General features: G+C 68.1%; 8 protein-coding genes and 3 pseudogenes. 8 read left to right on the forward strand and 3 right to left on the reverse strand.

All coding sequences use genetic code 11. The annotated features are described in order from the left end of the window. Positions 1-161: 161 nt before the first annotated feature. Positions 162-2,684: a phage tail protein gene (locus OTB19_RS39300; RefSeq protein WP_267803584.1), complete on the reverse strand. Its 2,523-nt coding sequence runs from the start codon at positions 2,682-2,684 to the stop codon at positions 162-164. A 600-nt stretch (positions 2,685-3,284) separates the two neighbouring features. On the opposite strand from OTB19_RS39300, the pseudogene OTB19_RS39305 reads away from it, so the two are divergent. From OTB19_RS39305 to OTB19_RS39320, 6 genes and pseudogenes are all read left to right on the forward strand, one after another. Continuing rightward, positions 3,285-3,752: pseudogene (locus OTB19_RS39305) on the forward strand (transposase); the annotation flags it as partial. A 160-nt stretch (positions 3,753-3,912) separates the two neighbouring features. Then, positions 3,913-4,107, forward strand: a pseudogene (locus OTB19_RS43825) (DUF4158 domain-containing protein); the annotation flags it as partial. A gap of 20 nt (positions 4,108-4,127) precedes the next feature. Further along, a complete protein-coding gene (locus OTB19_RS43830; protein WP_420717000.1) occupies positions 4,128-4,469 on the forward strand; it encodes a DUF4158 domain-containing protein in 342 nt (113 codons plus the stop codon). A 178-nt stretch (positions 4,470-4,647) separates the two neighbouring features. Beyond that, positions 4,648-5,427: a hypothetical protein gene (locus OTB19_RS39310; RefSeq protein WP_267803585.1), complete on the forward strand. Its 780-nt coding sequence runs from the start codon at positions 4,648-4,650 to the stop codon at positions 5,425-5,427. A gap of 33 nt (positions 5,428-5,460) precedes the next feature. Then, a complete protein-coding gene (locus OTB19_RS39315) occupies positions 5,461-6,177 on the forward strand; it encodes an IS6 family transposase (RefSeq protein ID WP_267803586.1) in 717 nt (238 codons plus the stop codon). 552 nt (positions 6,178-6,729) lie between these two features. Then, the gene (locus tag OTB19_RS39320) at positions 6,730-7,149 is read left to right on the forward strand and encodes a peptidase inhibitor family I36 protein (RefSeq protein WP_267803587.1); all 420 of its coding nucleotides are present in this window, start codon (positions 6,730-6,732) and stop codon (positions 7,147-7,149) included. Between the two features lie 289 nt (positions 7,150-7,438). On the opposite strand, the gene OTB19_RS39325 is transcribed toward OTB19_RS39320, so the two are convergent. Next, complete coding sequence (locus OTB19_RS39325) at positions 7,439-8,029, reverse strand: hypothetical protein (RefSeq protein WP_267803588.1); 591 nt, start codon at positions 8,027-8,029, stop codon at positions 7,439-7,441. Positions 8,030-8,257: 228 nt separating this feature from the next. On the opposite strand from OTB19_RS39325, the pseudogene OTB19_RS43835 reads away from it, so the two are divergent. Beyond that, positions 8,258-8,413, forward strand: a pseudogene (locus tag OTB19_RS43835) (IS701 family transposase); the annotation flags it as partial. Between the two features lie 2,380 nt (positions 8,414-10,793). Here OTB19_RS43835 and OTB19_RS39330 read toward each other — a convergent pair. Next, the gene (locus OTB19_RS39330) at positions 10,794-11,045 is read right to left on the reverse strand and encodes a hypothetical protein (RefSeq protein ID WP_267803589.1); all 252 of its coding nucleotides are present in this window, start codon (positions 11,043-11,045) and stop codon (positions 10,794-10,796) included. A gap of 299 nt (positions 11,046-11,344) precedes the next feature. Here OTB19_RS39330 and OTB19_RS39335 point away from each other — a divergent pair, with 299 nt between their 5' ends. Next, positions 11,345-12,097, forward strand: coding sequence for a DDE-type integrase/transposase/recombinase (locus tag OTB19_RS39335; protein ID WP_267803590.1), 753 nt, complete (start codon positions 11,345-11,347; stop codon positions 12,095-12,097). Positions 12,098-12,203 lie beyond the last annotated feature (106 nt).

A 12,203-nucleotide genomic window follows, 5' to 3' on the forward strand; every position in this document is an offset into this window, starting at 1 on the left:
AGATGATCTCCGGCGGAAACCGGAAACCCCGGTACGACGGCGTGTCCACGCGAAGCCCCTCCCGGCGATCCGACCAGACGGATGATCATGCCACCGGAAGAGGCCTCCACCCAACCTGACAACGCCCTTGGTCGGGTTGCTCGCCTGCTCGGGTGGGGTGCTTACGTAATGAGGCCGTCGCCGGGGGTGATGGTGATGGCCATTGACCGGACGTTGATGTCGAGGGTGGCCGCGGGAGAGGTTCCGCCGGGTGTGGTCTGGGTGGCACTGAGGGTGTGTGCGCCGACTTGCAGGTTGCTGGTGGGGGTGAGGGTCCAGGTGGTGGCGTTGCCACCGGGCGTGACCGTGGCGGGGGTGATCGTTCCGAGGCTCGTGGTCACGTTTACGGTCGCGCCGGCCTCACAGGTACCGGCGATCACAGGTTTGACCGACACATCACCCGCGGGCGGACCCTCGAACGTCGGAAGGCCGGGTGTAGCGACGACGTTGATGTCAACTGGGTCGGATTCGGGGGAGGGGTCGCTGCCGGGGAGGGTCTGGACAGCGGTGAGAGTACTGGTGCCGGTGGGCAGCGGGCCGGGGGTGAGGGTCCACCCCGTATTGGTAACTTCGGCGTCGGGGGTGATCGCCGTGTTATTCCGTTTCACGGTCACGGTGGCGCCCGCCACGCAGTCTCCCGTCATCGGAGGCCTGCTGGGCACGGTGCCCGAGGTCGGTGCAGTGATCCTCGGTGGGGGGATGGGGCCAACGTAGACCTTGACGATGCCGGAGTCGCTGTGCGGGCCGCCGTTGAGGTATTGCCGGGCCTGCAGCGAGCCTGGGCCGGCGACCAAGTTGGTGGTGGGGGTGTAGGCCCACTCGCCTTCAGTGTCGACTGCGACATTCTCGCCGATCAGTCTTCCGCTGTTCCACAGGTCGATGGTGGTACCGGGCAAGGCCTTTCCCGTGATCTCGGGTGTGAAGTCCACGTTGTGGTACTGGGCCGGTGAGGTGATTGTCGGGGCGTCGGGTATGTCGACGACGTTGATTCTGAGGATGGACTCGGGGGAAGTATCGCTTTCGGGGATGGTCTGGGTTGCGGTGAGAGCGCCGGCGCTGGCTGCCAGGGCGGTGGTCGGGGTGAGGGTCCAACTGGTGAGATTGCCGCCAGGAGTGACGGTGGCAGGGTCGGTTGCCGAGCCTTCCCATTCGACGGTCACTGTGGCACCGGGCTCACAGGTTCCCGTGATCTCGGGGTTGACACCCACGGTGTGGTCCTGGGCCGGTGAGGTGATCGTCGGGGCGTCGGGTATGTAGACGACGGTGAAGGTGGCGGTGGCCAGTGTGGTCTGACCGGTCGCGTCCTTGAGGGTGATCGTGTACGTGTCGTGCTCTGTGTAGGTATGAGGCAGGTCGGCTGTCCCCCCCGCTCCGACGCGCGCCGGCACCGGGTCGGTTTCGTCGCCGAAGTCCACGGTGAGGGTTTCCCCCTCGACGCCACCGGAGATGGCCGCGATGACCGTGGCCCAGTCCTGCCCCTGCCGGGGGGTGAGGGCCGTGGTCTCGGCGGTCACGGTGATGGCCATGGTTTCCGCGGCCACGCTGATGATCATCGCACCGGGAACGTCGTACGTATCCGTGGTGGTGTGGGGCTTGTTTGGGTCTGTGGTGGGCTGGGTGGCGGTGACGGTGACCACGCCGGGACGATTCAGGGGCTGTTCGCAGAACGCGGTGCCGGCCTCGTCGACCTGCAAGGACTGGGGACCGTAAACAGTGCCGGCCGAATCGACGAAGCTCACCTCGACAGGTTGCCCGGGGAGCGCCGGACCGCCTTCCTCGGGCGAGTAATCGACCTGCTCGGTGGGCTGGGCCTGGGAGACGGTGACCTTGATGGTGTACGGATCGTCCCCGTCCTGGAGCTCGAGGCTCAGCGGGAGGGTTTCGAAAGTGGCCTCATCATAGGCGTCCTCGCTCTCGCCCTGGACCTTGATCGTGTAGGTGTCGGGCGTGGCGTAGGAGTGGTGGATGATGACAGGCTTGCCTTCCTCATCCGCGGCTCCTACCCACTCGGGTTCTCCGTCGCCGAAATCCACTGTGAGGGGTTCGTTCTGTGCCGGGTGCATCACCGTGATTTTGGCGTCGGCCCAGTACCTGTCGTAGTGCCTGGCGGTCAAGGTCAGGCCGGGGATGATCTCGTAGGGGATGTGTGCGGGGCAGTGGGCTCGGATCAGGCGTTCGAGTTGGGCACGGATCGTCGCGTTGGTGAGGTCGAGCGGTTCGTCGTTCTCATCCGAGACCTGACGGGCCGTGACGGTGAGGCGGTCGAAGCCTGGGCGTTCACCGGGTTCGGTGAAATTCAGTTTCCAGCCGTAGACGTACCGGGCCTCGGTACGCAACGCCTCGGGAGTGCCCCGGCGGGCGTTGATCCAGGGAGCCATGTCGATCGCGGCCCGGCAGCGTAGATCGGTCCAGCCGGGTTCGACGCGCGCGCCGCTGACATGCGCGAGCCAGGGCAGGAACCGGGCGGGGGCCAGCCACGGGTCGAGGAGCGTCGGGAAGGCGTCGAGGGCCTCCGTGATCGGCTCCAACGCGGTGTCGATGGCCGCGGCGAAAGCCTGAATGACCGAATCGTCGTCGTAGACCGAGGGAAGCAACTCACCCGTCCTGGGCGTCTTGACACCACCGGATTCCGGAACAGGGGACATCAGGGGACCCTTCCCACAAAAATTTTTCCGACCATGGAGAGAACACCGACGAACACCCCCCCACCCCCACCCCCACCCTCGGGAAATCGACCCGAGGACACCACGAGGGACGGGCACCCCCGCACGATCAACCCGAACGACGATCCCCGTGACTCGGGCTCTCCCCCCGTAGACGACACCGGACCGGTTCCCGACCACGGGGACGACAACCCCGCGCCCCCGGGCCACACCGCTCCCCCCACCCATCGCATTCACGGGAAACGGAGAAACAGCCCCGAAAGCGAACGTTCATCGCCGACCACTCTCCTCCGCGAACACACCCGGACTCAATCACGACGCCCCCACCGCGGACCAGCCCTCCTTTGGTGTGGTCCGGCCCCCTCACGACGACCGGACCACACCCCCACCCTCCCCCACCCACACCCCCCGCCGAAAGACCCGACCGACACCCCCCTCGAGTACTCGAACCCACCCGAAAAGGCAACCTGGAGAAACGGGATCACGAGGAGAGCGTGTCTGAAAGATCGTGTAAGTCCGTGATGTGGAAGCCTGGCCCGGGGCTCGGCCTCGGGCCTGTGGGCCAGGCGGATCGGACGAGTCATGACGGACAAAGACGAAGCGGCCGCGTCCGTGGCCGGCGACAAGATGGTCGACGAGGTGGTCGAGCGACTGCTCGACAAGGCGGACGCCTCCGGGGCGGCCCTGCTCGGTGAGGGCGGGCTCCTGACGGAGATCACCAAGGCCGTCCTCGAGCGGGCCCTGGAAGCCGAGATGAGTGAACACCTCGGCTACGAACGCGGAGATTCAGCGGGTCACGGGTCGGGGAACTCCCGCAACGGAACCTCACCCAAGACCGTCCTGACCGATGCCGGCGCCGTCACGCTGGCGATTCCGCGGGACCGCAACGGCGACTTCGAACCGCGGCTGGTCCCGAAGAACGCCCGCCGCCTCGCGGGGTTCAACGACCCGATCCTCTCGCTCTACGCCCGCGGGATGAGCGTGCGCGACATCCGCTCGCACCTGGCGCAGATCTACGGGGTCGAGGTCAGTCCCGATCTGATCAGCAAGGCGGTCGGAGGAGATACCCGCGAAAGGGGTCACTTTGTGACGCAGGGTTAGATTCGGATGCGGAGTGTGGCTGCGCTTGGGAGTGGTGGACCGCATGCTGCTTGCCCTGGTTCGACCCGGTTAGAGTGCGTCCGTCTGGGTGGCGCGATCGTGGGTGGTGATGGCTGTGGCGTCGGTGGAGCGGACCGCGTATCCGAGGTTCAAGCGGATGATGTCGGTGCGGGAGCTGCGGGAGTTTTTCACGCCGTCGGCGGAGGAGATCGCCTGGGCCCGGGAGCGTACGCATCATCGGCCGGAGCGGACGCTCGCGCTGCTGTTGCTGCTCAAATCCTGTGGTCGTCTGGGGTATTTCCCGGATCTGGAGACGGTTAGACGGTGCCGTCGGCTGTCGTGGGCCATGTCCGTGAGTGTGCCGGGCTGCCGGAGGCCCTCGCCCCGGCGGTGGACTCGGCGCGCACGGCCAAGCGTTACCGGTCCTGGATACGCGAGCGTCTGGGGCTGGTGCGTGATCCGGGGCGGGTGCGCAGGGTGGTTGAGCAGGCGATGGAGGCGGCGGCGCCGGTGAAGGCGCATACGGCGGATCTGGTGAATGTGGCGTTGGAGGAGCTGGTGCGGGCGGGGCTGGAGCTGCCGGGGTTCTCCACTCTGGACCGTATGGCTGCCACCGTCCGGACCCGTTGGAGGGGGAGATCTGCGCGGGGATCGCGGGTCGGATGAGTGAGGCGGCCCGCGCCCGCGTGTCCGCTCTGCTGGAGGTGGCTGATGGTGAGCGCCGGAGTGGGTTCGATGGGTTGAAGGAGCCGGGGCGGCGGGCGACGTGGTCGAGGTTCCGGGCCCACGCGGAGCGTATGGAGTGCCTGGATGCTCTGGGGGATTCGGGCTGGTGGGTGGGGAATTGGGGAAGACGGCGTCGGCGAAGGTGGCGTCGCTGGCCGCGCAGGCCCGCGTGCTGAGTGTCGGGGAGATGAGGGACATCTCTGAGCCGCGCCGGACGGCGATGCTCGCCTGCCTGGTCGCGGAGGTGCGGGCAGGGGCGCGGGATGAGTTCGTGACGATGCTGTGCAAGCGCATGGCCCGGCACATCCGGCGCGCCGAGGAGGAACTCGCGGAGATCGAGAAGCGGCAGAAGCAGGTCACCGAGCAGCTGCTCCTCGCCTACCGGGACGTCCTGGCCGCGCTGAAAGACCCCGCCGGGAACGGGGACGGAAGCACCGCGGACTCGCTCGATGACGTCCTGGCCCTGAAGCTGGCACGGGAGGCGGTGGAACGGGCGGGCGGTGTCGATGCGCAGCTCGGCCAGATCGAGGCCCTGGCTGCGCATTACGGCAGCAATTTCACGCCGCTGGTGGAGCGTTTCTTCCGTCCGGACCGGCCGACGATGTTCAAACTCGCGCGCAGGCTCACGTTCGTGGCGACCTCGCAGGACCGCAGTGTGCTGGACGCGCTGGAGCACGCGCTCGCGCACCAGAACCTGACCCGGCCGCTGATCCCCGACACCCCACCAGCCACCGCCCTCTGCGACGCCATCGGCGAGGCGGTAGACGAGCCGTCGCGGCCGCTGGATTTGTCGTTCGCGTCGAGGAATTGGCGCAGGACCGTCTACGCCAAGGACGCCCCTGGGCAGCTGGTGCGGCGGCGTTGTCAACTTGAGCTGAGTCTCCTTCGGCAGGCATGATCATCAAGCTGATCGTTGCTGGTGGGGGGCGTCATGGAGTCCGTGCGGGGGCCGTCGTACCGGGGTTACCGTTTCCCGGCGGACATCATCAGCCACTGTGTGTGGCTGCATCACCGCTTGGCCTTGTCGCTGCGCGACATCGAGGAGCTGATGCTGGAGCGTGGCGTCGAGGTCACCCACGAGACGATCCGTCAGTGGTCGATCGCGTTCGGACCCGAGTACGCGGCCGCGCTGCGGCATCGCCGCCCCAAGGTGGGCGACAAGTGGTACCTGGACGAGGTCTTCATTAAAATCCAGGGCGAGTACAGGTACCTGTGGCGGGCCGTCGACGCCGACGGCAACGCGCTGGACGTCCTGGTCCACAGCAAGCGGGACACGGCCGCGGCCAGGAAGTTCTTCAAGAAACTACGCAAGAAGACCGCCTCTGCGCCCCGGGTGGTGGTCACCGACAAGCTCCGCTCCTACGGGTCCGCCCTGCGCGGGCTGGGCATGTCCTCCATCGATCACCGCTCCCACAAAGGCCTGAACAACCGGGCCGAGAACTCCCACCAACCCACCCGACAACGGGAACGAGCGATGAAGGGCTTCCGCTCCGTCGCAGGAGCCCAACGATTCCTGGCAGCGTTCAGCCTCATCTCCCCGCACCTCCGGCCCCGCCGCCATCTGATGACAGTCCGTGACTACCGAGACGAGATGAAGGACCGCTTCACCGTGTGGAACGAGGTCACCGGCGTGTCCGCCGCCGTCTGAACCACCGCGGGTCCCACGGCCAGGCACATCCTGATCCCCAGCGCGCACTCACAGCTCCCACCAAGTTGACAACGCCCATCCCGCCGCTCGAACCTGGGCGCGTCCCGCTGACCGTCGCCGCGATCAAGAACCTCCTCGGTGCCCTAAACCCCCGCCAGGCCACCCTCGAGCACAGGATCCACTGGCAGAACTGGCGAGACCGACACCGAGCCAGAGCACGCTGGCACCACCGGAGGACCCGTCTCGGACGGCCCGTCGAGAACCCGTACCCGCAGGTCACGTAACGAAGTGCGGCTGCCGTACCGGGACATGTGGCTGTCAAAGAGCAAATTCTCTCCGGGGAGGGGCGCGCGGGTGGTGGTGTATTGGGGTAGCGCGGATGTAATGTGCGCCGGTTTCGTGCTTCAGGGCGCCCCGTATTCCTGGCTGTACGAGACCTGTCTGCTGGCAGGACTCTGAGATGCACCGGAATACGACGTTCACCACCTCGGTGAGCGAGACCGGAGCTCTCGGCCCCTGCCTGTCAGGGGACTGAGAGGAAGGGAGAGAGCCATGTCCTGGTTCCAGCAACGTCCCTGGGCCCGGCGGGCGGCCGTCATGGCCGGTCTGTTCGCACTGGTCGTGCCCGCCACTAGTCTCGGCACTGCCCACGCCGACTCGTCCTGTGACGCCGAGCGGCTCTGCGTCTGGACTGGCACCAACTACACCGGCACCAAGACGGTGTACGACTTTGACGACGTGCTCGACCTCGGCTGTGAGAACGTGGACTTCAGGTCATTGAAGATCGGCGCCGGCGCTCCGTCGTTCTTGGTAGTCGTGACCCAGTACAGGGAGACGAACTGCAACGCCGTCGGTGACCGAGAGGACACCTTCTCCCTTCTGGGTACGCCCACCGGCAACCCGGAGATCAACAACCTCACGGCAGGAGTGTTCGAGGCGCACTCGTTCTCGTTCCTTACGATCTTCTTCTGACCGGCAGGCGGCGCGGTGGCACGTTTCCCTGACGGGTCACCGCGCCGAGAAGGCGGCGAAGTCAGCAGCCGAAGCCACGTTCCGGGTCTACGACGGGGGTCTCGGTCAACAGGCCGCCTACTCGGTCCACGGGTACCCGGTGTGCTGGGCCACCGATGTGAGGGCCACACCCGGACCAGGTACCGCCGGGGTGAGCGCGGCGATGCCGAGATCCCGGCCTGCGCAGGCTCGCCCGCGAAGCGGTGCTCCGGGACCGGCGGCAGACCCTTGGGCTGCAACGACAACACCCTCACCCCCGCAGTCGCACGACAGAAGCGACCACACCCTCGATCATGCCGCAACCAGCCGACACCACGTCAGGAAATGCGCACCAGAGTCGAACGCAACCATCCCAAGCCGCACCCTGACGCCTCGTTCCCGGGCGTGGGCCGCGCCCGGGTGAGGTCGCGCGGTTCACGGACCGGCTTCGGGGGCACGAAAGAGGGGCGGAGCATGCCGCGCTCGGCGCCGGCCAGACCGCGTCGAGGCGATCGGTCTTGGGCCGGCCGGGGACGTTCTTGACGTCGCGGGCGTTGACCAGCCAGCACTCCAGACCACGGCGAATTCCAGGAGGAAGAAGTAGGGCTTCCAGTACGTCGAGGTGGCCTCCATGACCACCCGGGTGACGCCCTGGCGGATCAGGGTCGGCGAGGGCCAGGATCGCTCCGCTGGTCGCGACCGTGTTGAAGACCCGCCGCACGCGCTTGCCAGGCGTCTCCTCGCGCGGCACCCGGACACAGACCATGCCCGACGCCTTGGCGATGTCGATCGCCGCGACCCGTGCCACCAACTCCTCGCCCTGCTCGATCTCCTCCATGTCACCACTGTCAATGTCCGCCACGCGCCGCTCCCTGCTGTCGGTCCGTACGGGCCGGCGCCTGCCCAAGGGGCCGCGGGGGAAGCGAGAATCTGACCGGCGTGCTCGATGGCAACAGTGCGTGGCCCAACTGCGGCCCCGGCACCAGACTGACCTACGGGCTCAACGTCCCAACGAGCGACCGGCATCGGCGGGCAAGCGCCACCCCCATGTTTTCACGCCAGCAAGGCGCACCCGAAGGGAACAGGAAGACTGACCTGCCCCGAGCTCGTCCGTCTCCTGCGGGCCCTCGTACTGCCGCCCCACCGCCCGCGACCACGTCCTGCACTGGACCGCCTGGCGCCGCCGGCACCAAGCCGTCGCGACCGCCTGCCACCACAACGACATCGCCATCACGACCAGCCGTGATCAAGAACTACAGCTGCCGTGTCTGACGTCCGTGGTCGGTGGAGGAGCGGGACGGCGATCGTGAACAATCCCCGGCCGGGAAGGGGTCCTGGCATCCCACACGGCACCGCCGCTCGCGGCGCCTCGCATCCCGCGTCCGGGGGCACGTGAAACACCAGGACCCGGGGACCGGCCCGAAGACTCCCCGTCCCGAAAGGGCCGAACACGTCCCCGACCGGTCAACGACCGAACACCCCCACCGACACCACCCGGCACAAGACTTCACCCGACCGCCGCAACGCCCCGAACGGGAAGCCGGCGCACCAGCCCGCCCAGTGTGGCGCTCACCCGGGCCCGCAGGGGCCCCGGGAAAGATCATGGTGTCGGGCCGCGCTCCATCCGCGGGGCGAAAGTCCCTGAGCGCGGGGCCGTTCGGCTCTCCTGTCACATCACCGGCAGCGGACTGCTCACACGTTACGATGTTGTCCCCCTCGGCCCCGCGCGTCGCGTGTCTCGGGCGGGGCCCTACGTCCTCCAGACAGGAGTATCCGGCCCACCTCGTGACGGGATGTGCCGCTGCCGGGTCCCGCCACCGGCGCCCACCGCGCGGTGACGGTGGCGCCCGTCCCCGCACCGCGGCAGGCCGGCAGGATGGGGGCGTGAGTGGCGAGGAGAGTATGGAAGGGCGGCCCGGGCCCTGCGGGAGGCGCGGGCCGCGGTGCACGCGGCCCGCCGGAACCTGACCGAGGCCACCGTCGCGGCATACGCGGGCGGCGAACCCGTCGCCCGGATCACCGAGCGCACCGGCAGAACCCCCACCGACGTGTGGAACACTCTCGCCGTCCACGGAATCACACACCGTACATGTCATACGCACCTGAACGGATCTCGATCCGGATCGGGGACCGGCTGAACCGCACCGGGGCCGCGGTGCGGGCGGGCGCCGGAGCCCCGGGCGCGGGCCCGACTCGGCCTTCTTCGACGGCCGGCCACATCCATGATCTTGGGGTGGTCCACCCGTGTGCGCGTGTCACGGCCATCCGCGGATGGTGGCCTCGCCAGGGCGGCGGCCACCGCGCGCCGCGCCTCGTTCCGGACGAGATAGCCGGTGTGGTGGTCCGCCCGGAGAGTGGGAGTGACCGCTCGTCCTGCGATGGTTGGCTCTCCCCGCCCCGGGGCCTGCTATGTGACGGCGGCCCGGGGCGGGGGCTTTCGAGCCGCGGCCATCCCGCCGGGAACAACCGTCACCGCTCTTCGCCAGGAGACAGCGATCGGTACCGCTCCGCGACCCACCACGCCACGGGTACCGGGCGCGTCACCCGTATGGACGCGTTCCGGCCGTCAAGGGGGAACCCGGCCGGAACGAACTCGTTTTCCTGGCGCCTGGCGCCTGGCGCCTCGTCGATCCGGTGAGGCCGCCGGTCGACCAGCGCTCTGCCCGCGACGACGGCCAGGGCCGCCACGCATCGGTGTCCGATCCCGATACGAGAGCGCCCCGGCACCGACGCCCGGGCCCCGGCCCTCGGCGACACCGTCGACATCCGCCGTCGACAACAATCGAAGCGCTTGGCCGAGAGCGCGATGAGCGGGGTCCGGACCCCGGTCGGCGAACACCCACGGACGGCCGCCAGATGAGCGGCCGTCACGGACAAGACCCCGAATACTCGGCGAGAGCCGACCGACCGCCCCGACTGTCATCGGGGACCCTCGCGGCTGTCAACGGCCATTCGCGTTGGCGGCTCCCACTCCCGGGGGCTCTGCCGCGCAATTACGGAACGCGATGACATCACGCCGGCGTCCCGCCGTACCGAGGCCGTGGAGTGGGCCAAATCGGACGCAGTGCAGGCCCTCGGATGGGCGTTTGTGACAGCGCTCTGTAATGTCGCACCAGGTTCCTCGGGGCGGGGAAAGTCCTGGCGACCGGCACCCGTGACCACGCGCGTGGGCTCCCGTACGGCACGCGTAGTAGACGGAAAAGACAGCCGGCCGCCAGAACCACCGACCGGGATAACCCGCCCCACGGGGTGGGGGGCGGGCACTCGGAACCCCGGGGGCGGATCCATCCCGACACTCTCAACGACCGAACCCCACCACCGGTTTCGCACCCCACCACGAAAAAGGGCTCACCTTGGATCTGGACCCCCTTGAGGTTCCCCGGGCCAGGACGATCCCTGCGACCAATGGCCTGGAATGCCGGGCGAGAACGACGACACCGCCGTGGACGTCGAGCGCGAGGCATCCTCGGCCCGCGGCGCCGCCCACCGCACATCGCACGCGCTCCGTCTGGAAGCGCCGTATCGCAAGCGGTGTATCCGAGACGCAGGTCACCGCTTCATCGGCACGTGGCGCTCGGGTCTGTGAAGGCTTCAGTCCCTGGCACTCGTCGTAGTGGCAGGACGGCTCAGGTGTAGGGGTGGGAGTAGGAGTCGTAGAGGGATGCGGGACTGTCGGGGACGGGGATGTGCGGGGTTGCGTGGCGGCGGTGCCGTCCGGCCTGGCTGGTAGCGCCATGCACCGGTTCGACAGTTAGGCGTCCTTCCGCGCCGAGCTGCTGGGCACGCAGGAGAAGTGCGCGGGAGTCGACGCCCAGTTCGGCGGCCACCTTGTTCAGATCGAGGCCGGATCGCCGGCTCCACAGCAGGACGGCATCCATCGACGGGGTCCACCCGACCTCCTCCCGCGAGACCCGGCCCGAGAAAGAGGTCGTCTCGGGGCGGGGGTAAGGCAGCGCAGTCTCGGCCGACAGCGGCACGGGAACAGCCGACAGGGAGCGGAACTGGAACGACTGCGCAAGAAGGTCACCCGGCTGGAGGCCGAGGCCGCCCGCAAAGACGCCGCCCTGGAGCTCATGGGAAAAGCCAACGCGCTCTTGGAACCGCTCTCCAGGAGCGCGGGCTGAAGACGTCCGCCGACGAAGTCGTCGACGAACTGTTCCCCGAGCTGGAGCGGGAGTTGAACACCACGGTGGCCTGCCGGCTGACCGGCCGCTCGCGCGCCACCCACTACCGCAGGCTCCACCCGCCACCACCGCGGGAACGGGCCCCGCGACCGGCCCCGCCCTCGGCACTCTCGCAGGCCGAGCGGGAGGAGATCCTCGCGCTGATGAACCGGCCGCACTACGCCGATCTGCCGCCCGCGCAGATCTGGGCCCGGGAGCTGGACGAGGGCCGCTACTGGTGCTCGGAGCGCACCATGTACCGGATCCTGGCCGCCGCCGGGCAGTCCGGTGAACGCCGCCACCTGGCCACCCACCCGGCCAAGAAGGTCCCCCAACTCCTGGCGACCGGCCCATGCCAGGTGCTGACCTGGGACATCTCCAAACCGAAGGGCCCCGACAAAGGGATCTGGTACCACCTCTACGTGATCATCGACATCTACAGCCGCTACATCTGCGGCTTTACCGTCGAGGCCGCCGAATCCGCAGACCGCGCCGAGGAGTTGATCCGCGAGACCATCGAGCGCGACGGCATCGTCCCCGAGACCGTGCACGCCGACCGCGGCACCTCGATGACCTCCAAGAAGGTCTCCCAGCTCCTCATCGACCTCGGCGTCACCCGCTCGCACTCCCGGCCGAAGGTGAGCAACGACAACCCCTTCAGCGAAGCGAACTTCAAAACGATCAAGTATTGCGGTGAATACCCGCAATCCTTCGCCTCGCTGACCGAAGCTCGCGACTGGTGCAGCGGGCGTTGTCAGGTTGGGTGAGTCCTGGTGGGTGTGTTCTGGTTCGGGGCGTATCTGGCCGTGGTGGTGACGGTGGTTCAGGCTGCTGCGGACAGGCCGAGAGTCCCGGTGATCTGGTCCCAGATCG

Source organism: Streptomyces sp. H27-H5 (assembly GCF_026627505.1).
In the GTDB taxonomy this organism is placed as follows: Bacteria; Actinomycetota; Actinomycetes; order Streptomycetales; family Streptomycetaceae; genus Streptomyces.